Source organism: Acaryochloris sp. 'Moss Beach', assembly GCF_021497025.1.
Taxonomy (GTDB): Bacteria; Cyanobacteriota; Cyanobacteriia; order Thermosynechococcales; family Thermosynechococcaceae; genus Acaryochloris; species Acaryochloris marina_A.
In genome coordinates this window covers 900,992-924,983 of sequence record NZ_CP071717.1, presented here as the reverse complement: position 1 = coordinate 924,983, position 23,992 = coordinate 900,992, and the positions used below count along the sequence as shown (strand labels likewise).

Here is a 23,992-nt window from a genome sequence, read left to right as displayed (position 1 = left end):
TATTCTTACAATGCTTTGGCTATATTAGTGTGCATTGGGATTAGTATTTGGATTCAAGAGACGGTTATTTCTAAAGTTAGTTGGATCAAAAGTTGAGAAAAGTCTATGCCTAGTACTACTGAAATGTTGACAAGTCCAAACGATCTTTCGCAAGAAATGATTAAACATTGGCTCACTGAATTGACCAGTTACACCCCCCAACAGGTTGATACAGCGATTGCCCAAATGGAACAACAACGTACACAGACTGCTCGACATAACTAACCTTTTATTCCAGCCATAACCAACGCTCTTGAGGAGAGGGAAATATTTCCCTCTCTTTTTTTTTGGCTATTTACCAAGACCGAATGAGATAGTGAAGACAGGCAGCTTGCCCGGTATGTACTTAGCACGGTCAGATCAAGAGAATGGGAAATACCTTTGGACATTTATTTCGGATTACAACCTTTGGTGAATCCCATGGTGGTGGTGTTGGGGTGGTCATTGATGGTTGCCCGCCCCAAATTGAAATTACAGAAGAAGACATTCAGTTTGAGCTAGACCGGCGGCGTCCGGGTCAAAGTCGAATCACCACACCACGCAAAGAAACGGATACCTGTGAAATCGTTTCAGGCATATTTCAGGGGAAAACGTTAGGGACACCGATTACGATTTTGGTGCGGAATAAGGATACTCGCCCCCAAGACTACAGTGAGATGGCCCAGGTCTATCGTCCGTCTCATGCGGATGCTACCTATGATGCCAAATATGGAATTCGGAACTGGCAAGGGGGTGGCCGCTCATCTGCTCGGGAAACCATTGGCCGGGTGGCAGCAGGTGCGATTGCTAAAAAGATTCTCCAGCAAGCTGCTGGGGTTGAAGTGATTGGCTATGTCAAGCGGATTAAAACCTTGGAAGCGGATGTTGATCCAGATCAAGTGACCTTAGCTCAGGTTGAATCGAATATGGTGCGCTGTCCTAATACTGAAGCCGCTGAGAAAATGATTGACCTGATTGATCAAACCCGACGGGATGCCAATTCCATCGGAGGTGTGGTGGAATGTGTGGCTCGCCAGGTGCCTAAGGGACTGGGGGTACCTGTCTTTGACAAGTTGGAAGCCGAATTAGCTAAAGCTGTGATGTCTTTGCCGGCTTGTAAGGGGTTTGAAATTGGCTCGGGGTTTGCGGGTACTCAGTTAACGGGACTCGAACATAATGATGAGTTTTATACGGATGAGGACGGACGGATCCGGACGGTCACCAATCGGTCTGGTGGGATTCAAGGTGGCATTTCTAATGGAGAGAACATCGTGTTGCGGGCCGCATTTAAGCCAACTGCGACGATTGGCAAACCTCAAAAGACCGTCAATCAGGCTGGTGAAGCTACAACTCTAGCAGCGAAAGGTCGTCATGATCCTTGCGTGTTGCCGAGGGCTGTCCCCATGGTGGAAGCAATGGTTGCTTTGGTGTTGTGTGATCATCTCCTCCGTCATCATGCCCAATGTGAATTGCTGACAGAGTAATCTCTGGGAACTCAATGTGACCTATGCGATTGCTGCTAATTCGCCATGCCGAGGCTCGGGGAAATGTCCAACAGAAGATGTTAGGGCGGTTGGATGAGCGTCTGTCGTCCCATGGAGTTCTGCAGGCTCAGCTTTTAGGGCAGTTCTTGTCCCGGCAAAGCTGGGCTCCAACGCATCTTTACAGTAGCCCACTGAAGCGAGCAGTGATTACTTTGGAGATGCTGGTGGCTTGCCACCTAAAGGGAGATGATTTTCCCTCGATTCAAACAGATGAGTCACTGCTGGAAATTGACAATGGCATTTTTCAGGGGCTGACTTGGCAAGAGGCCCAAGAGCAGCATCCTCAACTCTGTGAACAGTTGATGAATAGTCAGGATGTGATTCCAATACCGGGGAGTGAGACTTTGTCTGCCTGTTGCGATCGCACTCGCCGTTTCATCCACACCCTCTATCAAACCCACCATCCTTCAGATCAAATTTGGGTGATGACCCATGGGGGTATCTTGCAATATCTCATTGCAGCTATCCTCGACACGCCCATAGTTTGGGGCATGAGGATCGGCAATACAGCCCTGTTTGAATTTGAGGTCCCTTTATCTTCATCTTCCCAATCTAGACAAAATCCCCAGCTATGCCGCATTCATCGATTTAATGAATGTCCTCATTTACCAGAAGAGCAAGATTTAGGCGATTAGATGGGGATTTGGGACTAATGAGTAGCAATATAGCCTGCAGTAATTGAGAGGAAAACGAGGGTACAGAATACCCATAGAAAAAACAGCACACCCGAAGAAAAGCGGGGTTGTTCAGGAGATGACTGGGTTGGAGGTTCCCCTGCCTCGGATTTTACAGAGGGGGATTGGGGTTCTGCTGTGGTGGGTGGAGTGGATTCAGCCTTCTCTTCAGGAGCCGTTGCTACAGCTTGTTCCTCTGGTTTAGGGGGGGCAGAATTGGGCTCAGTGACAACTTGAGTATTGGCAGTGGCTGCCTGTTCTTCTGTCATGACATTACCTGTGAGTGGATGGGCAAAATTTTTTATGAGAAAAGCATGGCATTGAGCTGCTTGTAACTTTTTGAGGGTAAGGCAAGCAGCCATTGATTTTCGTAGGCATGATGGCTATTCCAGCTAGGGAACCATCATGCCCTTGACTTTAATGGAGAGGAGAATTGATCCATCAATCCCTGAAGTCGGCGTTATTCTCCAGTGGGTTGCGGAGTTTCCACCGGTTGTGAAGACTCAACTTTGAAGGCTGCGCTAAGCGCTTGGGGAAGATTCTCAAACTTGACGCCCATGGCTCTTAGGCTATGGAATAGATGGCCCTGCAAGCAGTAGAAGCCGACATAGTAAGTCACATTGGATAACCAAGCTCGGGAGCTGTATACACCATCTCCTAATTCAACAGAGTCCTTGAAGTAAGGGGCAATATTAAATTTCACTTCCAGGGCAGCACCGTAGAATTCAACGGGATAGACAAATGTATTAACCGCGCAGAAATAGGCGGAAATGAATCCCATGATGGCAACGGCTCCTAGGGATAAGCCGATCAATCCATCTGCACTATAGTTATCTCGCCGGGCTCCCAGCTGTTGTTCCCAACTGAAGGGGGTGACATTAATGTGCCAAATTCCACCGATAATATCGAATAAACCGATTAAGATATGCCCTGCGGCTAAATCACCTAAATTATCGATAAAAAATGGATTAAATCCAGGCGTAGACCAACCATATTTGTAGATATGGGTGAAATTCTCAACAGTGGGGGTGATAGCTTGAACGTCCCCTATGGTGGGGTCATAAATACCGTGATTGATCATCCAGCCTGCAAACATGAGTGAAGCAAATCCGATAAACAGGAGGTGATTGCCTAAGATATATCCCAACTGTTTTGGATCATCCCAGTCAAACGCAAACTGTTTCGTATTGCCTCGGCCTCCTTTGGACAGGTCAGACGGACCCACGGCGAGGTGATAATAGCCACCAAACAGTAGAACGATACTCGCGACCCAATGCACTAAGGCAATGGCCAAATAGGGGTATGTATCGGTAACGACTCCTCCTGGACCTACACCAATCCCTTCTGCTGCCATATGAGGAATCAGCACTAATCCCTGATCGTACATGGCAACACTGGGGTCAAAAACCTGTAATTCAGATAGGGTGTTGAGCCCTACCCAAAACATAATAATGGCAGCTTGGAGAATATGGGCTGCTAACCATCTCCCTGAAGCAGAGGGTGCAATTAAGCGACTATTCCCTGCGTACCAGGGATAGTCTTGTTTTCCAATTGAGGATTCCATAGGGATCTTCCAAATATAAATAAAAGAAAAAAGGGATATCGAACAAAACGAGGGTTTTGAATATTGCTGCTTTATATCAGTGCAGAACAAGAGCGATTTGTTGCTCTTGTGGTGAGGGGATAAACCCTGGAACTTTAGGTGGTGACGAATCGTGACGGTTGAGTTTCTTGAGGACGACGTGACGATATTGCTGGGCCGCAACATCATGGGGGTCGATCGCTAAAGATTTTTGGAAAGAGGCTAACGCCTCTTCATACCGTTCCAGTTTGACCAAGGTTTCGCCTCGGTTATTCCAGGCGAGAACCTGCCCACTAAATCCCCATTGCTGATCACCTAATAGGGCCATGTCACAGGAATCTAAGGCTTCGGGATATCGACCTAAGACGCTGAGAATGCCGCATCGGTTGGCTAAACCCAAGGAGTAGTCGGGCTTTATCAACAAGGCATTATCAAAAGAAGTCAGTGCTTTCGCATATTGGCGAAAATCGAATAACTTTTGGCCATGGTTGATCCAAGTTGCGGCTACATGGGGATTGAGCTTTAAGGCTTGTTCACAAGCCGCTAGGGCATGTTGGCCCTGTAGATGTTCGCATTGCTTAAACCAATACAGAAATTCTGTTTTGTCAAAGGTTGATGATTGTGTTTGCCCACCTTGTTGGCGTTGAGATGAGACACCATTGCTACTAGAAAGGGCCATCGCTGCCGATGAACCATTCAAGAGAATGAGCCCTGATAGTAAAAGGATGATTAGACTGAGAGCAATGCGTTTCATATCTCCACCTTTCATCGGCACTGGATCCGACAGATTTTAACTGTGTTAAATCCTTGATCTAGGAGGTCAAGGGCAGGATTCAGTTTTGCAGCAATATTCTGATGCTGGGGCGGCGCGATCACAAACCGACGACGGCCTAGCCCTGAAAAAAAAAATAGGGAACTGAATACTTACAGCTCCCCTTGCCATGTCTCTGAGAGGAGAACATTTTTAAGAGCGATCAATGATTGTCAGAATAGATTTATTGATATTCAATGTCAATAATATAATCACGCATTTGTAATAAAACTCAATAATAATAGACCTATTCTGGTAGGTCGATCGAAGCTGTACTCTATAGAACTAACTATTCATGAGATTTATTACTCGTTTTCTTGAAGGCAACGATTTTGATCTGTTAGCGACCTTGTGCAACTATTGAGAGTAACTATCAATAAATTAATCGTACAAAGGAATATCACTGATGATTCGCAATAGTCTCAAACGTTTGCTGATCAGCACTGTAGGTGTGTTTTTAGGTCTGTTGATGATGACCAATGCTGCTTGGGCTACCACTTACTCGTTTAAGAGTGCTGGCAATATTGGCAATGAGGGAGTGATCTCTGGCAAGGTTACCTATGAAAAAGATGTTGTGGTTGATGCCTTGAATACCGGCAAAGATCTAGAGGGATTGATGGGCAGCCTAACTATCAATGACTTGGGTAAGGATGCAAGATTCTCTTTTGAATATATTTCTCCACATACCGGAGTAAAACATACAGAAGAGACCATCTGTAACCGGAATATTTATGATCTCAGATAATGGGCAAGATGGAAATTATTCGATTGGTGGTCAGGATGGTCCCTTCTTTAGTTTTGACAGTGGCGGTAACCTCTACTTAGTAGACTTCAAGTCCTGCGTCGGCGAAGAGGGCGGACTAGCCAGCTCAATTTCTAAGAGAGATCCCAAGATTGCTTACAGTGAACTGGATGTTCAGTTTAGTCAATACAAGTTGGCTGAATTTGACTATATCGGCAATAAGCCTCCCAGATTTATCCAGAAAAATATAAAAAATTAAGTTCGATAGAGACATTGCTTAAGTCGTTTTCTTTTCTAAGCCCAGCACTTACCTCTTGGTCTCGAAAACGAAATTGCATGAGTTAAGACATGGTTTCGATAGTGCACTCGTTGCCAAAATTATTCAGTTAGCTTTATTTACCCATGGCGGATTAGATTGGCTTGTTAGTCTAACTGCCCTTTAATTAGGTCTCCAAGACTTTAGCCATTGATACTCCTCTAAAGGGAAGGGTTGCTTACCCCAGATTTAAATGTGCTTTTATCGACAAATTGAGTTTCAATCAGAATAGATATATTTACTACTGAATTTTCTCAGTTTGCTCTATAGGGTGTAATGCATGCACTTTCTTTTCGAAATTCCTGCTCCGCCATATTTTTTGGTTGGCATTGCTGCTCTCGGCGGATTTGCTTGTGGCAAAGCGTTTGAAGTTTCTATCAGACGCAAGACGCAAGAATGGTCTGAGGGGCTATCCGATAAACCACTCCGGAATATTTATGAACCCAGGCTATTTGTGCCTTATCTAGGTATCTGTCTTTGTAGCTGGATTTTTGTGGGCTCAGCCTTAACGACTTTTGCGGTTACCTGGGCTGTTGGGTTTGCCATGTCTTCCTTTGTGATTCTATCCAGTGGGCTGCTGGTGTGGTATCAGCTGGGAATACTCCTGAGAACTCTAGAGGAAGGTGGGTCTGAAGCCCTAGAAATTAAATAATCTGACCCAACCATGATGGGTGAATCACTGTCCTTTTGCATTTTTGCAAGTTGGGCAAATGGCGTGAATTGTCAATTGACAGTCTAGGAGATGAAAACCAGATTGCTTGGCTTTGGTTTTCCCCACTTTGAGGATTGAATCACTTTTGAACTCAATCGTTTGATTACATTTGACACAGATCAGATGATGATGATGATTCGGGTAGGGTTGGTTCAGCTCATAATGTTTATGCCCTTCAGCGAATTCTAGTTCTCGGAGAATCCCCATATGAGACATGAGTTTGGTATTTCTATAAATGGTTGAGAGGCTGATGGGGCTGCCTTGTTGTAATAACAGCTCGTAGAGATCTTCGGCGCTAAGATGTTGCCCTTTCTGTAACTCTTGAAAGGCGGTCAAGATGATTTCCCGTTGAGGAGTTAGTCGCCACCCTTTCTCATTTAATTCTGCTTTGAGCGAACTGGAAGTATACATGTACCGTCCTAACTAGATAATTTCCTCTGGACTGGGGTAGATCGATGGCTGTATATAAAGGCAGCTGTTAGTTATGGCTGTGATGTTTCCACAAAATCATTGCAAGTGAACGCCAACGCTATATCCAGCCATAACAGTAGAAAAAGGACAATGCATCTGAGCTTATGGGAGTTCAGTCTGTCTCCAAATTTACAACAATTCTCAATAAAAATAAAAAATCATTGCCGATTAGAGGGCAGCAAATAGGCAGGTAGGGATGAGAAAATCATCCCTTTCTATAGCTTGATCTTGGGCAGTTATAGCTTTTACTTATCGAATATCTTAATGAGGACAGAAATTATCTCTTGCATTATTGATAATCACTTGCAATAATGGTGTTGTGAATAAGAATTATTCTCAATTAAGTTAGGAGATGCTTATGGCCGGTGTAACAGGTGAGCGCCCATTTGGCGAGATAATTACCGATTTTTCGTTCTGGAAGCTCCATGTCATCAATATTCCAGCTATTTTTATATCGGGCTGGTTCTTTGTCAGCACTGGGCTAGCATATGACGTCTTTGGGACGCCCCATCCTAATGAATATTTTTCTCAGTCTGAGTCTCAAGTTCAGATCGTGACGGATCGATATGCCGGTAAACAGCAAATCGATGAATTCCGCAATCTTAGTCCAAGCCTTGACACCAACTAATTAGGAGACATTAGATATGACATCTAGAACTCGACTCCAGCGCCCTCCTGAAAGGACATATCCCATCTATACGGTGCGATGGTTAGCGGTACACACGTTGGGTGTTCCCTTGGTGTGGTTCCTCGGCGCAATTGCATCCATGCAATTTATTGACCGAATGAATGTCTATGAGGCAGTTGCTCCAACGGTCATTGCTGGACTTGATCTGCGGCTCGCCTTGGTGCTGGCGCCAATCTTGTTTTCAGTTGTATGGAACGTAATACTGTTTGGTGGTCCGACGTTGCAAGAACTCCAAGAAGTCTTACAACGCGAATAAGATTGGCAAAACGACGCTAGCTTGACACTCTCTTGAGGCAGAAGGGGGTGTCTTTTTTTATCTCTAAGCCATGCTGATTTTTTAGGTGCAACAGCTTTTTTCGAAAGCGGCCTCTCTAAACCGATTGCTAGAGGTTAGTCTGGGTATTGTCATTAGCCTGCTGAGAGGAGTAGCTGGCGGAGCATGGTAGCGATATTACACCTATTAATTGTGTTTGGCTCGATATTAAGGTTCTGAGTGTATTTGCATCGCAGTCCCACTACAAGCGTTTGAATCACTCAATCCGATGTTGCAACGATAGTGCTGTTGGTGGAAATGGCTATCACCCCCCATTCAAGCCTGCCATTTACCCCTTGTCTGTCTTGAGTACCAGGTCTTTAGAGACTGATCAGAGTTTTGTGTAAGCGGTCTAGAATCCAAACACACCAGGAGACCGCATCATGTCTAGAAAGAAACAAGTACCCAATCGAGTTGATGAGCTATTGGATGAACTCATTGGAGAGAATCCACAGCCAGAGGATATTCTGGGCGAATCAGGACTGCTCAAACAACTCAGCAAACGCCTAGTGGAACGAGCCTTGGCAGGTGAATTGACTCATCACCTGCATCAATCCTCCGTCGATGAGCGTTCTCATGGCCCTAGAAACAGTCGCAATGGTTACTCGAAAAAGACCGTCCAGACTGAACAAGGAGAGATGGACCTATCGATTCCTCGCGACCGTTGCAGTGAGTTTGAGCCTGTCCTCGTGCCCAAAGGCCAGCGACGTATCGCGGGACTCGACGAGAAAATCATCGCCTTATATGCTCGTGGCATGACCACTCGTGATATTCGAGCTCAATTGGTGGAGCTGTATGGGGCCAATATCTCTGAGGGTCTGATTAGTGACGTCACCAATAGTGTCATGGAGGAGGTTAAAGACTGGCGCTCAAGACCATTGGATGAGGTGTATCCGATTGTCTATCTCGATGCCCTGTATGTGAACATCAAAGTCAATGGCCAAGTCAGCAAGCGAGCCGTCTATGTCGCGCTAGCGGTAACTGTGGAGGGAAACAAAGAGCTGTTGGGATTATGGATAGGGGCTGCCGAGCGGGAGGGAGCAAAATTCTGGCTTTCAGTGCTCACAGACCTTAAAAACCGAGGCGCTCAGGATATCTTGATTGCTTGCTGTGATGGTCTCAAAGGCTTTCCCCAGGCGATTGAATCGGTCTATCCCGATACTCAAGTTCAAGTTTGTATCGTTCATCTCATTCGCAATAGTTTGCGCCATGTGCCTTGGAAGGAAAGTCGAGCCGTAGCTGCAGACCTCAAGCCCATTTATCAAGCGGCCACTTTGGAGGAATCTGAGGCTGCCTTGGATGCGTTTGCCAACAAATGGGACCAGACGTATCCTGGCATCAGCCAAATCTGGATACGGCATTGGGATAATATTGCTCCGTTGTTTAAGTACCCAATGGCCATCCGAAAGGTTATCTACACCACTAATGCCATTGAGTCGCTCAATCGCTCACTGCGAAAGGTGATTAAGACCAAAGCTGTCTTCCCGAATGAAGAGTCTGTCTACAAATTGATGTTTCTGGCGATGAGGAATATCTCGAAGAGATGGACCAGACCGATTTTGAATTGGAAGGCGGCGCTGTCCCATTTTGCTATTCTGTTCCCAACACGATTCAACTATTGAATACGTTACGGCTTACACAAAAATCTAAACACTCTCGGTCTTTAACTTTTACTGCCGTTTCTTTAGGTTTGCCGGACAGGGGAAACACTAGAATACCTTTAACCTTAGGGTCCTCGACGAGGCCTTGTAATCGGTGGAGTTGGTTGTCTGTAATGGCAATGCCGACCTGGGCGTGGGCGTATTCTAATTCCTTGGCAAAATTAGCTTCGTTATAGGCTTGGACAAAGACTCGATCCACATCCCAGTTCTTCCAATCCGCAGCAAAATGGTAGTTAGGTGAGATTATCTCAGCCCCCTATTCTTGAGAAGCTATATAAACCGGTGCTCTGAGGATCTGAGCTTCGGTCCAAATGTGTTCAGTTAATCCAACTGCCATGGCAGGAGTTCTCTGTTGAAAGCGCTTTTTACCCTCGGTTACTTCTAGAGGAGTTCGTAAACTGCGATGCACTCTCACCCAGTTGTAAACTGTAGCACTCCACCAAGCAACGGCCTGACGAGTATTACTGCGATGAGCGAAAGCAAGTGAGCGTCTGACTTGATGAGCATTCATCCGTCGTGCAGTGCCATTGAAACGCTCCACAGTTGAGGTGTTGGGAATGTTGTACCCTATTTCATCTAGCGCTTGATTGATCCGTTGCCAGCTCCCATGAGCTTTGCTCACCTCTACGGCTTCTAACTTTTGTCCCTGACGATGCTTGATGACTTGGACGTGGGCAAGGGTTCGAGGAATCCGATACTTGGGGGTTGGGAGGTCGACCCATCGTGCTTTGACGGGGGGGGGGAGGTAAGACACCCCGAAGATGACCGGAAAGAGAGTGCGATAACTCGCTTCTCCATCGGTCATCAGCACCAGGTCTTGGGGATGAGCTAGTCGTCTGTGACTGCCTTGCATCAGCCTTTCTATCAGGTCTGTGTTACGGGGACCAACGGCCACGTGGACAATGAATTTACTGGCGGCATCAATGGATACCGCATCCCAACACTGCTGCTTTTTGCTGGCGACGTATCCATGACGTTCGTCCATCTCTAGTATGTCGATATCCAGTTGCTGAGCTTCCTGCTCATGAAAGTCCTGGGCATGCTGACCAAACTTGAGGGTCAAACGTTTCACCGTATCCGGATGGGTGGAGGTCAGACGTGATGTTCCTTTGATAGACGTTCCTTCTGCAATTTGACGACCTACTTCTATTGCTCGAGATTCAGGGATTTTTGTATTCCAAAAGGCAGTGTTCTTGCGTTCACTGAACTCTGCTCCACAGCTATGACAGCGCAGATACCGTATTCGATCTTGTCCGTAGACTTTACGTACTGTTAAATTCTCAAGGCCCGCTTGACCATAGCTTTCACAGTTAGAGTTCACGCAAGCTAGCTCTGAAAGTAATGGCCTTTTTTTCTCTTCCATGGGAGTATCTTGGCTCAATAACTCCCTTCAGCAATACCTTTTTCGAGCCTCCCTTAGCTAGAGGGGCTGAGATAATCTCACCTAACTACCAGCAAAATAGCGTTTGGACCAGTAAGGATTATGGTGACAAAGATCGAAACTCACCTTCGGGTTGGCTTTTTTCATTTCCTTGATCAGGCGTTGGGAAAATTTCGTCAGACTGGCAGTTCGGTCCACCTCGCCCGGAAGTTCAGCGTGATACCCCAAATAGTCATCCCACTGCACCGCATCAATGGTGGGATATTTCTGTACAAACTCCACCATAATTTCCGTGAATAAGTCTGCAACCTTGGGGTGATCGACGTCCAATACATAATGTTCGATACCGCTATAGGTTTTATCGACGCCGGGAACCAACCATTTTTCAGCCACGGCCCGTTCATAAACTGGGCTGTTTTTATCAATTTTGATGCCCTTCTCAAAGTAGGCATGCACTTGCATATCTTGCTTATGGGCTTCGTCGATTAACCAGTCTAGCCATTGATCTTGAAACAGATTAGGGCAGCTAGGAAACCCCAACTGTTGAGCCATCACTTCGCTTTTATACATGGTGCAGGCATTGCCCCAAACCCCATGCAAAATTGTGTTGAACCCTTGGGCGCGATAATACCGCACTCGCTCTCGAATAGTTTCCTCAGAAGCGTTATTGGTGACTTGATACCGACTCAGATAAATCCCCCTCATCTTCTTTTGAGTCCAAGCCTTAGGAAATTCAATTTCTTTCGGTACTTCAACTTCAACCACTTCTGGCGTAGGCAGGGGTTCGACAGGTTTAATGGGAACCACCTTGGGAGTGGAAGAGGGAGAAGGCGATGATGGATTGAGAGTAATCGGCTGATTTAAAACGGGAATGGTAACGGTTGTATCTTTAGGGAAATATCGACCTACCTGTCGATTCTCTGCTTGGCTAAACCACCAGCCCCCAACGCCTAAAATCAACAAGATTAAGGAAATAGGAATACTGCCACATCCACAGCCTGAGGGCTCTTTCTTCTTCTTTTTTGCCATTGATGTAAGTGTTGAATACCACTATTTGTTTAGTAGAGAGTTGTAGAAGCCTTCCTTGAAAACAAGGACTTCTTTGGGACGCTTATGTTTAAAAAGCTTGAAACTGGGTGTAATCAGAGCAAAGCCAAATTGAAAGGATACACATTCAATTCCAGTCATAATGGTTGACTCATCCGTAGACTTAATCCATTGACTGAGTTTCTCAATGGATAGTCGTTTCAGTAAACTGCGATTTTGGAAAATTGGGTTTGCGGGTAGAAACAGAAGAATGCGATCGCAACGGTGATTGGGGGCACGATAACCGATGTTCAGCCCAAGCACACCAAAATGATCACTAATTTCAAAGGAATCAGGGTTCACAAATGTTGATGGTGAATACTTCAAGGCTCGTCGAACTTGCTTAGGAGTCATTCCTAGCTTGACTGGTCCAACACTCTCATAGGGTTTGATTAGGAAATTCATCAACCGTGAACCCAAAATCTAGCTTTTAGACGTTCTTTCTCAGTATTCCCCAGAGTTCTAAACGCAAATCCTTTCCATGCTCTCGAATCCAAAACATTTATATTCAGAAATTGCCTTCATAAAGAAACACCTATGCTTCCGGTCGTTCTACAAAATTCATTGGACAATATAGGCTAATCAGCTGCTTCAGGTCTGAATCATGCAACTTTCCACCCGCTCTACTGCCACACCCCCTGATATCAACCACCGTATTTTAGAAGCAGCCCAACGATTATTTGCCCGTCAAGGATTTGAAAAAACAACAACCCGTCAATTGGCAGAAGCTGCTGGGATTGCTGAGGGTACACTGTTTCGGCATTTTGAAAATAAAAAAGCCATCCTGGTCGCAGTGGTCACCCAAGGCTGGAGTGAAATGCTCACAGACTTGCTCACCCATTTAAGTGAAATGGGCAGCTATCGATCCATCGCCCAACTGATGCGCGAGCGGATGTTAACACTTCCAAAGCAGGCCGACCTCATGCGGGTTTGCTTTATGGAAGCTCAGTTTCATCCTGAACTCAGGGATCGAATCCAAGCGGAAATCATTTCTAAAATGACCAACGTGGTAGAAGCCTTTATTCAAACTGGAATTGAGCGAGGAACCTATCGTGATCTCAATCCCCAGGTTGTGGCCCGTGTGTTTTTAGGCATGTTCATGATTTCCGGATTTAGCCAAGATACCCTCATGGATGAAGATCCTTCTCCTGGGTTTCAGAGAGAAATGGCCGAGACCCTGGCAGATATATTCTTGAATGGAATTCTTGCCCAACCCTCAACATAAAAGCAGCCAGAGATCTGAGACTCTGACTGCTTTATCGAATTTAGTTGAGGTAACCCCTAGACTTTTTATCTAGAGCGCTAAAGAACACCCAAGTAGGTGAGTCCCAAAATCGCTCCAGCACCTAAGACATGACCAAAAACTTGGGTCCCCAGCACAGCATTGAAGCTAAAACCACCAAACAAGCTGGATGCTGGCATGCTAGGGCCAACATTGGGATACTGAATGCTGTACTTTGCGATCGCAATTGCCATAATATTGGCTGCAATCATTACAACACCTACTGTTGGGGTCCAATTAACCGCGCGGACGGCAACCGTAAGAAAAGTTGGTGTGAACAATTTGTATGCTCCTTAACCCTAAAAATAATATTTCAGTCTGAACTGAATGTTGATGAGTGCAATAAGAGTGCCTTGTAGAAAGATACTGTATCAAAGGTGCATCGTGAATCTTTGTATGAAGATTTACTAAAGCTCTTGTCAATAATCTTTATGGGCTACGTCAATAAAGTTCATGTTGAGAGGGCAAGGGGACATCTATTGTGGTACTTGCAACAATGACTCAAGAAAATTTTATTTTCTCAATCCAACCCCAACCACCCAGCTATTCAAAGCTATAAAGCATTATTCGTGCTGAGACAGAGCAGGAACATAGATACCCGATCCAGCTCTTTTTCATCCCACTAGTGTGTAAGTGATTTTTGCAATTCCCACTGACTTAAGAGCAATATAAATATATACTTTTGTAAATTAAGCTTTTATTTATATTCTCTCTATAAAGATTTATTCAATCAAGGAGTAACTGTGTACATTGTCCAGATTGCCTCTGAATGTGCCCCAGTAATCAAAGCCGGTGGGCTCGGAGATGTTGTTTATGGTCTTAGCCGAGAACTCGAAGTTCGAGGCCATTGCGTTGAACTCATCTTGCCAATGTACGACTGCATGCGCTACGACCACGTTTGGGGCCTGCATGAAGCCTATCGAGACTTATCAGTTCCTTGGTATGGCGGAGCGATTCATTGCAATGTCTATTGTGGTTGGGTCCATGGCCAAATGTGCTTCTTCATTCAACCCAACTCTGGTGATGATTTCTTCAATCGGGGTCATTTTTACGGAGCGACCGATGACAATATGCGCTTTGCCTTTTTCAGTAAGGCAGCCTTGGAATTCTTACTCAGATCGAATAAGCGACCCGACATCATCCACTGCCATGACTGGCAAACGGGTCTTATCCCAGTGTTGCTCTACGAGGTGTATCAATATCATGGAATGGAGCGCCAGCGTGTAGTTTATACCATTCATAACTTTAAGCATCAGGGAATTTCGGGAGCGAACTTACTATCGGCAACTGGACTCAACAGAGAATCCCACTATTTCAACTCTGACCGACTCTTAGATAATTTCAATCCCTTTGCTATAAACCTCATGAAAGGTGGGATTGTATATTCCAATTACGTGAATACTGTATCCCCCCATCATGCCTGGGAAGCTCGCCATGAAACGGTGGGATATGGGCTAGGAAATACCCTAGAAATCCACCACAGCAAGTTTAGCGGTATTCTGAACGGCATTGATTACAATGTCTGGAACCCCGAGAAAGATGACTATATCCCCCATTCTTATTCCGTCAATGATTTAAGCGGCAAAGCCCTCAATAAAAAAGCCCTGCGAGAGCGTTTACTACTGCGGGATATAGACCGTCCCCTCATTGCCTTTATTGGTCGCTTGGATGAACAGAAAGGGATGCATTTAGTTCACCATGCCATCTACCATGCTCTGAATCAAAATGCCCAATTCGTTCTCTTAGGATCTGCCACTGAACCTGGGATTAATACTTGGTTTTGGCATGAGAAGAATTTCCTCAACTCAAACCCAGATTGTCATCTCGAACTCAGTTTCAACGAAGAACTGGCCCACCTCATTTATGCTGGGGCAGATATGATTGTGGTCCCCAGTAACTATGAACCCTGTGGATTAACCCAGGTAATCGGCCTACAGTACGGCACTGTTCCCATTGTGCGTGGGGTAGGTGGTCTAGTGAACACCGTCTTTGATCGCGATTTTGATCCAGAAAAGACTCCCGAAGAGCGCAATGGCTATGTTTTCTATCAGACCGATAACCATGCCTTGGAATCAGCGATGAATCGAGCCATTGGTCTATGGACGGATTATCCGAAAGAATTTCAAAAGCTAGTGATGCAAGGCATGGCCCATGATTATTCCTGGAACTGTCCTGGAGAGCAGTATCAAGATATCTATGAAATGGTTCGTTGTTAAACCATTAGGCCAGTAGCATCAGTCATAAAATTTGATCCCCCATCTCCATCTTCAATGGATGGAGATAGGCTTTAGGATCTAAATATGAATCGCTTTATGGACAGTGACGCATAACCGTGACCGATGCCGTTTCGACAACCACCCTGCTCAAAGATCGTGATCGATTAGAAGCCAGACTTAAAGAGATCCCCCCCGAGCCGGGGGTGTATTTTATGCGAGATGTCAATGATGACATCTTGTATATCGGCAAGTCCAAAAAGCTGAGAAATCGTGTCCGCTCCTATTTTCGACAAATCCAAGACCATCCTCCTCGCATTGAACTGATGGTTCATCAGGTGGCGGATATTGAGTTTATTGTCACGGATACCGAAGCAGAGGCTTTGGCCCTAGAAGCCAACCTGATCAAACAACATCAGCCTCACTTTAATGTTCTCCTAAAAGATGACAAAAAATATCCTTACCTCTGTGTGACCTGGTCCCAGACCTATCCCCGCATCTTTATCACCCGCAAACGAAGGCTGGGAAAGGCACAGGATAAATACTATGGCCCCTATGTTGATGTGTGGCAGCTTCGTCAGACCCTGCGGTTGGTCAAACGTCTTTTTCCCTTACGACAACGACGGAAGCCCCTGTTCAAAGATCGTCCCTGTCTCAATTATGAAATTGGTCGCTGTCCTGGTGTTTGCCAAGCCTTAATTACGCCAGAAGCCTATCGCCAAATTCTGCAAAAGGTTGTGATGATTTTCCAGGGGCGCACGACTGAGCTTATCAACACCTTGTCTCCGCAAATGGAGCAGGCCGCTGAAGATCTAAATTTTGAGCTGGCAGCGCGGCTGCGGGATCAGATTAAGGGCTTACAGGGGTTGGGGGTTGATCAAAAAGTTGCCTTGCCCGATGACACCGTATCGCGAGATGCCATCGCCCTCGCTGCCGACGATCAAATTGCCTGTGTCCAGCTTTTTCAGATTCGGTCCGGACGCCTAGTGGGCCGTTTAGGGTTTATGGCCGATGCCCAATCAGGCTCCCTGGGAATGATTTTGCAGCATGTGCTAGAAGCCCATTACGGTAGCGCTGACCCTGTAGAACTCCCCTTGGAGATTTTGGTGCAAACTGAGTTGCCAGAAACAGACTTGTTAGCGAGCTATCTCAGCCAGCGGAAAGAACGCAAAGTCAGCATCACCTGTCCCCAGCGGCAGATCAAAGCTGAACTGATCGAAATGGTCGAACGCAATGCCCAGTATGAGTTAGCTCGTACCCAAAAGAGTCGAGATCGCACCCTCAATGCCCTCCAGGACTTAGCCGATCTCTTAGACCTTCCAGACCTCCCCCATCGGATTGAATGTTATGACATCTCTCATATCCAAGGGTCCGATGCCGTCGCCTCTCAGGTGGTCTTTATCGACGGTCTACCCGCTAAACAACATTACCGACGCTACAAAATTCGCAATCCCGATATCAGGGCAGGGCACTCAGATGATTTTGCCAGCCTAGCGGAAGTCCTACATCGACGTTTTCGCCAGTATCATGAATTCCCAGAACAGCCTCGACAGGGCACCTCTGACTGGCCTGATCTAGTGGTCATTGATGGAGGCAAAGGGCAGTTATCAGCAGTCTTAGGATCTTTAGCAGAAATTGAAGTCGTTGAAGATCTACACATCATCAGCCTAGCCAAGCAACGAGAAGAGATTTTTCAGCCTGGAGAAAGCCAGCCATTGCCGACGGACTCTGAACAGCCTGGCGTCCAGCTCATTCGTCGCTTACGAGATGAAGCCCACCGATTTGCCATCAGCTTCCATCGACAAAAGCGATTAGAGCGAATGCGGCGCTCGCGGCTAGATGATATTCCAGGGCTCGGTCACCACCGCCAAAAAGAACTACTAGCCGCTTTTCGGTCTGTTGACTATATCCGGGAAGCTAGCCCAGAGCAATTAAGAGCCGTCCCTACGATTGGCCCTCAGCTCGCTCAGAAAATCTATGATTATTTTCATCCTGCTTAAAAAAAGATGACGTTAGTTGATCTTTCTATAACAACAATAAAGTATTTTGATAAATTATTTTTTCTTGAGAATATTATTAACGCATCTATCAAACTCAGAAATTGTGATCGGGTATTCTGCTTTTACAAAAAAATTAATCATCCCGTCAGTAAAGTAAAAAAAGTCTTTTTTGTATGATCCCCAACCTTCAAGCTCAATAGTTTACAGAAGTATTCCCTCTGAGAAATGGTTTTCGCCAACGGGGATCAAATATAAAATTCATTGAAAAATCTCAGTCACCTTTAAGAAGTCGATGCTATAAAAGAGGGGATCAAGGGTTCGAAATTGTCAACAAGCTTAAGATTTAAACACATTTTTTTTAATCTTTTTTTTAGCTTCTGTCACTGGGTCACTCACTTCTCTCTTTAACAAAGGTATTTAATTATGAGTCGCATAGAAAAAGTTCGCTGCCCCAACTGTGGAAGCCAGCATGGAGAGCGTCACCATATTGATAATTTAATGCGCACCCAGTGTATAGAATGCGATTATTTGATGATCACTGATGCCAAGACCGGTGAGGTCGTTGAGGCCTATGCACCTGGACTTTATATGCATCAGCTTAGGAGCTGCGCACCCTTGAAAAGCTAAGGCAGCTCTACTGATGTTGGCTTAGCAATGTGGGGTAGCCCCCAACCCAGTTTTTCCCGCAGGATTTTGAAAAACTCTGGAGATCCCAATCGGATAAAACGAGCTGAATAGGGCGACTTAATTACGCGAACGCGATCGCCGGGTGCTATGTAGCATCCGGCGTTTCCGTCTACTTCCAGCACTAGCTGCTGTTTGTTTGCCGGAACGACCTCTAACGGTTCTGTATCCGCAAATACCAATGCTCGCGACGCCAGGGAGTGGGGACAAATCGGGATCAGCTGCATCACCGGCACACCGGGCGCAATCACAGGGCCACCAGCAGCTAACGCATAAGCTGTAGAGCCTGTTGGGGTAGATACCAGCAGGCCATCCGAAGCAATATCAACCACTGCATGCTCGCCAACGGCAATTTCAAAGTGGCACATCCCTGCTAGCGGTTCTTTATGAAGCAACATCTCATTGAGAGACAGAGCTTCCCAGAGGACTTTGCCGTCCGTAATTACCTGTACCGTCAGAGTAGCGCGCTCTTCTACGGAAAACTGACCTTGCAACAACAGCTCGAGAACATCGTCTAATTGATTGACATAGGTTTCCGTCAAGAACCCCATATGTCCTGTATTCACCGTCAGCATGGGCACATTACAGGGAGCCAGTTGTCTGGAGGCAGACAAAACAGTGCCATCTCCACCTAAGACAATGGCAAATTTGATATCCTCATCAAATCCGTTAGGCACCAGCTCATCAATGGCTGAGAAACAAATCGGATGCTCGGGTCGAGAATATCCAAGAATGCCGCCCACCCCTGTAGCCAAAGAGACTTGCCAACCACAAGCATGCAGCTTGTCTTTGAGTTCAGTCGCAATTCGGCACGCGAACGGCTTGAGTTCGTTATAGATAATGCCAGCTTTCGGCACGCTCAAGGTTCAACCTATCGTTAGGAACTGGGAGTTTTGAAAGGGCTCCGTTTGCGGGATTGTTTTTGATTCTTTTCGTATTCCAATTGCTTAAGTTTCTTGAGAATACGATCAAAATATTCTTGCATATAGGCTTCCAGAGTAGCAATCTCAGATTCATCCACTCCAAATACCTTACAGGTCTCTGCCATCGGAACGGTAATTGGAGCCTGAGAAGTAACCACTTCACTAAACGCTAAGCGATCGGCAATGTTCCAGCTCCATTGGAAGAAACGGGCTATTTTCTGCCCACTCCGCAATAAGCCAATCGGCATCCGTGTGACTTTGGCGGGCTGATTAGCAATATTCTCGCAAAGAGCCACAATTTGTTCAGGGGACCAATCTTTGGGGCCAGCTAAATCAAAGGTTTTGTTTTCAGTTTCAGGATGGGAGAGGGCATTCACCGCAAACTTAGCGATGTCTTGAGTATCCATGTAGGCCGTTGAGGTCGCCTCATTCATCACCCAAACGGATTGGTCTTCTAGGATGGGAATAGCATATTGCCCAATGAGACCTTGGAAAAAACCACAGGGCCGTAGGATCGTGTAGTTGAGGCCAGATTCTTTAAGAAACAGCTCGGTGCAGTTTTTAATATCCATCAAGGGCACATTCGGATAGTTCTCTGCCCCCAAAATAGAGAAAAAGACAAATCGCTGGATACCGGCTGCTTTGGCAGCCTGAATTAATGCAACCTTGCCATCCCAATCCACTTCTCGAATACCGATGGAATCTGTGGCTCGAACCGTTGAGGCGTCAATGACGGCAGTATGGCCTTCCATAGCCAATCTGAGGGTTTCTGGATTCCGTACATCTCCTTTAATCAGGGAGGCTCCCCATTCCCTAAGAAAAGTGGCAGCACGAGGTGCGCGTACTAAACAAGTGACCTCATGTCCCTCATCTAAGGCTCGACGGGCAATTTGCCTGCCAAGTGTTCCTGTAGCACCGACAATTAATAGATTCATGAGGTCGTAAATTACAAATCTTAACTTTTGTAATATTTTATCAGAAAGTTGAGGGTTGCATGGGTGAAATCAAGAGATTTCTCTATTCACTAACGGGATTTTCCCGGTAGATTTGAGCGGGGATCATACTGCCGCAGGCTAGAAAGTTTCTCATATAAGTCTTTTTCGGCTGCACTGAGATCAGGGGGGGGAACGATTTGAATCTTGACTACTAGATCGCTGGCACTCCCCTTAGCCCTCGGCCATCCCTTCCCCTTTAAACGCAAGGATTGTCCGGATTTGATACCGGCAGGAATATTCATGCTGACCGTTCCGGTCGGAGTAGGAATATCAACCTTGGCCCCCAAGACAGCTTCATCTGGAGCAATGGGTAGAGTACATAGAATATTCTCCTTGTCAAACTTAAAAAAAGGATGGGAGTCTAGTTTGACTTTGAGGTAAAGATCCCCTCTGGATTGATTAATGGGGTTCACTTGCCCTTTACCTTTGACTCGAATCCGGCTACCGGGCTTTGTACCGGGCGGTATCCGAACGGTGATGGTCTCAGTGCCGCCAATAGTCAGTCGTTTTTCTACGCCTTCTAAGGCTTCCGAAAAGGTCAATTTTAATTCTGCTTCTGCATCTGCAGAAATACTAGGGGTGTTGAAGCCTGCGAAGTCTTGAAACCCACCAAACCCTGGCGTACTGGATGTACCCCCACGGTAAGAATAGTTTTTGGAACTGGCCGATGAGTTACCTGCCCCAAACCCACCTGAAAACCGCCCTAATAACTCATTGATAAAGTCGTCAAAACTGCCATATTGTCCAAAGTCAACATCGAATCCTCCAGCCTGTCCACCGGCTTGATTCCAATATTGGCCATACTGATCGTATTTGCGTCGTTTATCTGAATCTGACAGCACTTCGTAAGCTTCGCTGATTTCTTTGAATTTGGCCTCGGCAGCTTTATCTCCCGGATTCATATCCGGGTGGTACTTTCGAGCTAGTTTACGAAAAACCTGTTTTATTTCTGCTTCACTCGAAGATTTATTCACCCCAAGAATTTGGTAGTAGTCTTTGTAATCCGCAGCAGGCATTGGCGTTACTCCTAGGGTCAAGCAAGACAAAACAACAAATACTGGGTACCAACCTATCGGTGTCAGTCCGTTGGTTTCCAGAACAGGCAACCACGCAGTCTAGGGGCAAGGAAGGATCATGCTCTTTGTTTATCTGAGGATGAAAGCGTCAAAACACCTGAGATAGAAGGGTTGGCGTAACTTTACCCTAACAAGTTTATGGCATTAATATGTTCGGTTTTTGCTAAAGCAGGGTGAGGCATAACCGTACTCTTCTTATAAGTTCTACTTCATCACAACGGGTGACTCAAAGCCGAGGTTCCTCAAGCCTAGAACAGCATAGTCTAAGCCAGTAAACCAATACCTAACAAAAGACCACTGACAAAATGTAGACCTACGGCGATAAACTTACAGTCCTTAACTAGGTCAGGCTGATCGTGATAGCGCCAAACATGGCGACAGAGATGGATGGCTAAGGGCAAACTCACGAAACTCAACACAACCCCATGGCCAAATAGTTTGAACACCATAAACATCAAAATCAGACCAAAAATCCCCCCACAGATCCAAGGCAATAATCGGGCGCCCCGAGCTGTGCCTAAACGAGCAATGGGGGACCGTTTGCCTGCTGCTAGATCATCTGCGATTTGATGAAAATGGGAGCAGAACAGAATCAAGCTGGTGGTGAGGCCAATAATAATGGCGGCAGGCAAGGGGCGAGTTGACCAGGTTTGGGTTTGGCTATAGTAGGCCGCAAACACGGCCAGGGGACCAAAGGTAATGAAACAAATGAGTTCTCCTAAGCCTTGATATCCCAAGCGGAACGGCGGGCCTTGGTAGGTGTAGCCCAGGAAGCAGCTGAGTAAGATTAGAGCCAATACAGTGACATCTTGCTGCCACCAGGCAATCGCAACTAATCCTAGACAGCCTAAGCCCAGAAAGCCATTCGCTAGCCAGAAAATCAGGGATTGATTGCCGGTTAAATTCACCAGGGAATGGGCCTTGTTCACGTCAATCCCGGTGTCGGCATCAAAGACATCATTGGTGAGATTCAGCCAGGCAATAATCAGGATGGCGGCGCTGAGGAACGTCCAAAAGATAGGGATATTTAATTGCTGTTGTTCTGACCATGCGATCGCAGATCCCACCCAAATCGGTATCACGGCCACACTATACATGGGGGGCTTTAGGGCAGCGAACCACAGCTTACGAGTCGGCAGGGTTTGGGTGGTCATAGAAAAATTGCAATGGCCTTCATTAAGTTTAGGGTACAGGATTGGCACTTTCTAAGCATTTGTGAACAAGGGGGCGGTGAACCGCACGGGTTGCCCCTTTCAATGGTTAGATGGAATATTAGGTACGAAGTCTGGCCGGACGTAGCGGTAATGCTACAGCCAGATTATGTCCTTTACATTGGAGGTCATCTGCACTCCCGGCGGCCCACCTTGCTATCCTCGATTTCATGACAGTAACTTCCTCTTCTGCCAATTTATTTCAGGACCGCAAGTCACTCCACGAGTTTCTCGCTTCCTGTCGTACAATCGCCCTTGAAAAGGAACATGCCCAGGTTGTCAGTCTTTCTTTGGAGCTACCCAAGTTAGACCCATTGGCTGCCCTAGACTTGCTGCAACAGGCAGACCATCCTCATTTTTATTGGGAAAAGCAGTCGCAACGAACTGCGATCGCAGCAACGGAACCGTTACTCCATTTACAAATCGATGGTACTCAACGGTTTACCCAGGCCCAACACTTTATCTGTACTTCTTTGGTGGATACCGTCTCCGCGGGTGCCCTCCATCTTCCCTTTGCGGGACCTCATTTTTTCTGCAGTTTTACCTTTTTTGATCGCACGAATCAAGAACAGGCGTTTTTTCCTGCCGCTTCCGTTTTCCTCCCCCGCTGGCAAGTCGCTTGTGTTCAGGACCAAGCAGTACTGGTGGCTAACGCTGTTATTGATTCGGAAACCGCTTTAGAACCTTTGGCTCGGAGCATTTGGGAACATTGGCAGCTACTGCAAACCCCTCGTCGCTGTCCTTCACCGCGATCACAACCCTCCCAATTTACCTATCCCCAATTAACCAATGCAGACGCTTTCACAACAGCGGTAGCCGATACCTTAGGCCTTATTAAGGCCAACAAACTGCAAAAGCTGGTCTTAGCCCACACATTAGATGTCAAAACACCTCAACCACTGGATTTATGCCATGCCTTGGGGACACTCCGGGAACGCTATCCAGAATGTTATGTCTTTGCCGTTAGTAATGGTCAAGGCCAGAGCTTTATTGGCGCTAGCCCTGAACGACTGATTGAATTACATGATCACCACCTCGTTACGGACGCTTTGGCCGGATCAGCGCCTCGGGGACTTTCCCATGAAGACGATCAGATCTTAGGGAATCAACTCCTCAGCAGTAAAAAAGATGGCCATGAACATCGAGTGGTCCTAGACTTTATTCGTGATAGCCTCTGGGAATTGGGCATTACCCCCCAAGTCACCTCTTTGCCTCATCTGCTCCAGCTCCCCAATATTCAACATTTGCGTACCCTAATCACTGCTGAAGTCCCTCAACATCTGCATCTACTGGAAATTTTGGCAGCATTACATCCAACACCTGCTGTAGCAGGAATGCCACGAGAAGTCGCTCAACAGCAAATTCACCACCAAGAAACCTTTGAACGCCATCTATATGCAGCACCTTTAGGGTGGATTGATTATCAAGGGAATGGTGAATTTACAGTAGGCATTCGTTCAGCGTTGATAAACGGCTCCCAAGCCCGGCTCTATGCCGGGGCAGGAATTGTAGCTGGCTCTGACCCCCAACGAGAACTGGCCGAAATTCAGCTCAAACTCCATACTCTACTCGATGCACTGTTGTAAGGAGATACCCTGTGCTCGGGAGA

25 protein-coding genes and 2 pseudogenes are annotated in these 23,992 nt (G+C 46.3%); 14 read left to right on the top strand and 13 right to left on the bottom strand.

All coding sequences use genetic code 11. The features are described 5' to 3' along the window. Window positions 1-105 precede the first annotated feature (105 nt). The 3 genes from HRE53_RS04300 (at window position 106) to HRE53_RS04290 (ending at window position 2,197) form a co-directional block, all read left to right on the top strand. Window positions 106-264 carry a hypothetical protein gene (locus HRE53_RS04300; RefSeq protein WP_212662365.1) on the top strand — a complete coding sequence of 53 codons (159 nt, stop codon included), beginning with the start codon at window positions 106-108 and terminating at the stop codon, window positions 262-264. A 143-nt stretch (window positions 265-407) separates the two neighbouring features. After that, window positions 408-1,502 (top strand): chorismate synthase, encoded by a 1,095-nt coding sequence (gene aroC / locus HRE53_RS04295; RefSeq protein WP_212662364.1) that lies wholly within the window; start codon window positions 408-410, stop codon window positions 1,500-1,502. A 23-nt stretch (window positions 1,503-1,525) separates the two neighbouring features. Continuing rightward, entirely contained in the window at window positions 1,526-2,197 is a 672-nt protein-coding gene (locus HRE53_RS04290) for a histidine phosphatase family protein (protein ID WP_235109196.1), read from the top strand. A 14-nt stretch (window positions 2,198-2,211) separates the two neighbouring features. Here the strand turns inward: HRE53_RS04290 and HRE53_RS04285 are convergent, their stop codons facing one another. The 3 genes from HRE53_RS04285 to HRE53_RS04275 form a co-directional block, all read right to left on the bottom strand. Further along, window positions 2,212-2,598: a hypothetical protein gene (locus HRE53_RS04285; RefSeq protein ID WP_235109195.1), complete on the bottom strand. Its 387-nt coding sequence runs from the start codon at window positions 2,596-2,598 to the stop codon at window positions 2,212-2,214. 98 nt (window positions 2,599-2,696) lie between these two features. Then, a complete protein-coding gene (locus HRE53_RS04280; RefSeq protein WP_235109194.1) occupies window positions 2,697-3,800 on the bottom strand; it encodes a chlorophyll a/b binding light-harvesting protein in 1,104 nt (367 codons plus the stop codon). Window positions 3,801-3,876: 76 nt separating this feature from the next. Next, on the bottom strand, window positions 3,877-4,572 hold the full coding sequence (locus tag HRE53_RS04275) for a tetratricopeptide repeat protein (RefSeq protein ID WP_235109193.1): 696 nt from the start codon (window positions 4,570-4,572) through the stop codon (window positions 3,877-3,879). A 463-nt stretch (window positions 4,573-5,035) separates the two neighbouring features. Between HRE53_RS04275 and HRE53_RS04270 the strand changes: the two genes are divergently transcribed. The 3 genes from HRE53_RS04270 (at window position 5,036) to HRE53_RS04260 (ending at window position 6,339) form a co-directional block, all read left to right on the top strand. Next, window positions 5,036-5,374, top strand: a complete 339-nt coding sequence (locus tag HRE53_RS04270) for a hypothetical protein (protein WP_235109192.1) — start codon at window positions 5,036-5,038, stop codon at window positions 5,372-5,374. After that, complete coding sequence (locus HRE53_RS04265) at window positions 5,361-5,630, top strand: hypothetical protein (protein ID WP_235109191.1); 270 nt, start codon at window positions 5,361-5,363, stop codon at window positions 5,628-5,630. The genes HRE53_RS04270 and HRE53_RS04265 overlap by 14 nt, the downstream gene beginning before the upstream one ends. 337 nt (window positions 5,631-5,967) lie before the next feature. Further along, entirely contained in the window at window positions 5,968-6,339 is a 372-nt protein-coding gene (locus HRE53_RS04260) for a hypothetical protein (protein WP_212662358.1), read from the top strand. Window positions 6,340-6,363: 24 nt separating this feature from the next. Here the strand turns inward: HRE53_RS04260 and HRE53_RS04255 are convergent, their stop codons facing one another. Beyond that, the gene (locus HRE53_RS04255; protein WP_212662357.1) at window positions 6,364-6,810 is read right to left on the bottom strand and encodes a Fur family transcriptional regulator; all 447 of its coding nucleotides are present in this window, start codon (window positions 6,808-6,810) and stop codon (window positions 6,364-6,366) included. A 418-nt stretch (window positions 6,811-7,228) separates the two neighbouring features. Between HRE53_RS04255 and psbE the strand changes: the two genes are divergently transcribed. The 3 genes and pseudogenes from psbE to HRE53_RS04240 all read left to right on the top strand — a co-directional run bounded on the left by psbE (window position 7,229) and on the right by HRE53_RS04240 (window position 9,493). Next, entirely contained in the window at window positions 7,229-7,498 is a 270-nt protein-coding gene (gene psbE, locus HRE53_RS04250; RefSeq protein ID WP_212662356.1) for a cytochrome b559 subunit alpha, read from the top strand. Between the two features lie 16 nt (window positions 7,499-7,514). Continuing rightward, window positions 7,515-7,655 (top strand): annotated as a pseudogene (gene psbF / locus HRE53_RS04245) (cytochrome b559 subunit beta); the annotation flags it as partial. Between the two features lie 599 nt (window positions 7,656-8,254). Continuing rightward, window positions 8,255-9,493: an IS256 family transposase gene (locus HRE53_RS04240; protein ID WP_235106803.1), complete on the top strand. Its 1,239-nt coding sequence runs from the start codon at window positions 8,255-8,257 to the stop codon at window positions 9,491-9,493. Here the strand turns inward: HRE53_RS04240 and HRE53_RS04235 are convergent. From HRE53_RS04235 to HRE53_RS04220, 4 genes and pseudogenes are all read right to left on the bottom strand, one after another. Then, window positions 9,483-9,761: pseudogene (locus tag HRE53_RS04235) on the bottom strand (hypothetical protein); the annotation flags it as partial. The gene HRE53_RS04240 and the pseudogene HRE53_RS04235 sit on opposite strands and share 11 nt — an antisense overlap. Window positions 9,762-9,788: 27 nt before the next feature. Beyond that, window positions 9,789-10,895, bottom strand: coding sequence for a hypothetical protein (locus tag HRE53_RS04230; protein WP_235109189.1), 1,107 nt, complete (start codon window positions 10,893-10,895; stop codon window positions 9,789-9,791). Window positions 10,896-10,976: 81 nt separating this feature from the next. After that, a complete protein-coding gene (locus HRE53_RS04225; RefSeq protein WP_235109188.1) occupies window positions 10,977-11,942 on the bottom strand; it encodes a family 10 glycosylhydrolase in 966 nt (321 codons plus the stop codon). Between the two features lie 21 nt (window positions 11,943-11,963). After that, the gene (locus HRE53_RS04220) at window positions 11,964-12,353 is read right to left on the bottom strand and encodes a hypothetical protein (protein ID WP_235109187.1); all 390 of its coding nucleotides are present in this window, start codon (window positions 12,351-12,353) and stop codon (window positions 11,964-11,966) included. Window positions 12,354-12,603: 250 nt separating this feature from the next. On the opposite strand from HRE53_RS04220, the gene HRE53_RS04215 reads away from it, so the two are divergent. Further along, complete coding sequence (locus HRE53_RS04215; protein WP_212662353.1) at window positions 12,604-13,224, top strand: TetR/AcrR family transcriptional regulator; 621 nt, start codon at window positions 12,604-12,606, stop codon at window positions 13,222-13,224. 77 nt (window positions 13,225-13,301) lie between these two features. On the opposite strand, the gene psaK is transcribed toward HRE53_RS04215, so the two are convergent. Continuing rightward, window positions 13,302-13,562: a photosystem I reaction center subunit PsaK gene (psaK, locus tag HRE53_RS04210; protein WP_212662352.1), complete on the bottom strand. Its 261-nt coding sequence runs from the start codon at window positions 13,560-13,562 to the stop codon at window positions 13,302-13,304. A 462-nt stretch (window positions 13,563-14,024) separates the two neighbouring features. Here psaK and glgA point away from each other — a divergent pair, with 462 nt between their 5' ends. The 3 genes from glgA to HRE53_RS04195 all read left to right on the top strand — a co-directional run bounded on the left by glgA (window position 14,025) and on the right by HRE53_RS04195 (window position 18,121). Beyond that, window positions 14,025-15,497, top strand: a complete 1,473-nt coding sequence (gene glgA, locus HRE53_RS04205; RefSeq protein WP_235109186.1) for a glycogen synthase GlgA — start codon at window positions 14,025-14,027, stop codon at window positions 15,495-15,497. 116 nt (window positions 15,498-15,613) lie between these two features. Beyond that, complete coding sequence (gene uvrC / locus HRE53_RS04200) at window positions 15,614-17,494, top strand: excinuclease ABC subunit UvrC (RefSeq protein WP_235109185.1); 1,881 nt, start codon at window positions 15,614-15,616, stop codon at window positions 17,492-17,494. Between the two features lie 423 nt (window positions 17,495-17,917). Next, the gene (locus tag HRE53_RS04195; protein ID WP_235109184.1) at window positions 17,918-18,121 is read left to right on the top strand and encodes a hypothetical protein; all 204 of its coding nucleotides are present in this window, start codon (window positions 17,918-17,920) and stop codon (window positions 18,119-18,121) included. Here HRE53_RS04195 and HRE53_RS04190 read toward each other — a convergent pair. From HRE53_RS04190 to menA, 4 genes are all read right to left on the bottom strand, one after another. Then, window positions 18,118-19,035, bottom strand: a complete 918-nt coding sequence (locus tag HRE53_RS04190; protein ID WP_212666329.1) for an NAD(+) kinase — start codon at window positions 19,033-19,035, stop codon at window positions 18,118-18,120. The genes HRE53_RS04195 and HRE53_RS04190 overlap by 4 nt on opposite strands. Window positions 19,036-19,055: 20 nt before the next feature. Continuing rightward, entirely contained in the window at window positions 19,056-20,036 is a 981-nt protein-coding gene (locus tag HRE53_RS04185) for an SDR family oxidoreductase (RefSeq protein ID WP_212662349.1), read from the bottom strand. A gap of 89 nt (window positions 20,037-20,125) precedes the next feature. Beyond that, window positions 20,126-21,112, bottom strand: a complete 987-nt coding sequence (locus HRE53_RS04180; RefSeq protein ID WP_212662348.1) for a DnaJ C-terminal domain-containing protein — start codon at window positions 21,110-21,112, stop codon at window positions 20,126-20,128. Window positions 21,113-21,435: 323 nt separating this feature from the next. Next, window positions 21,436-22,326, bottom strand: coding sequence for a 2-carboxy-1,4-naphthoquinone phytyltransferase (menA, locus tag HRE53_RS04175; protein ID WP_235109183.1), 891 nt, complete (start codon window positions 22,324-22,326; stop codon window positions 21,436-21,438). A gap of 227 nt (window positions 22,327-22,553) precedes the next feature. On the opposite strand from menA, the gene HRE53_RS04170 reads away from it, so the two are divergent. Beyond that, on the top strand, window positions 22,554-23,969 hold the full coding sequence (locus HRE53_RS04170) for an isochorismate synthase MenF (RefSeq protein WP_235109182.1): 1,416 nt from the start codon (window positions 22,554-22,556) through the stop codon (window positions 23,967-23,969). Window positions 23,970-23,992: the final 23 nt, after the last annotated feature.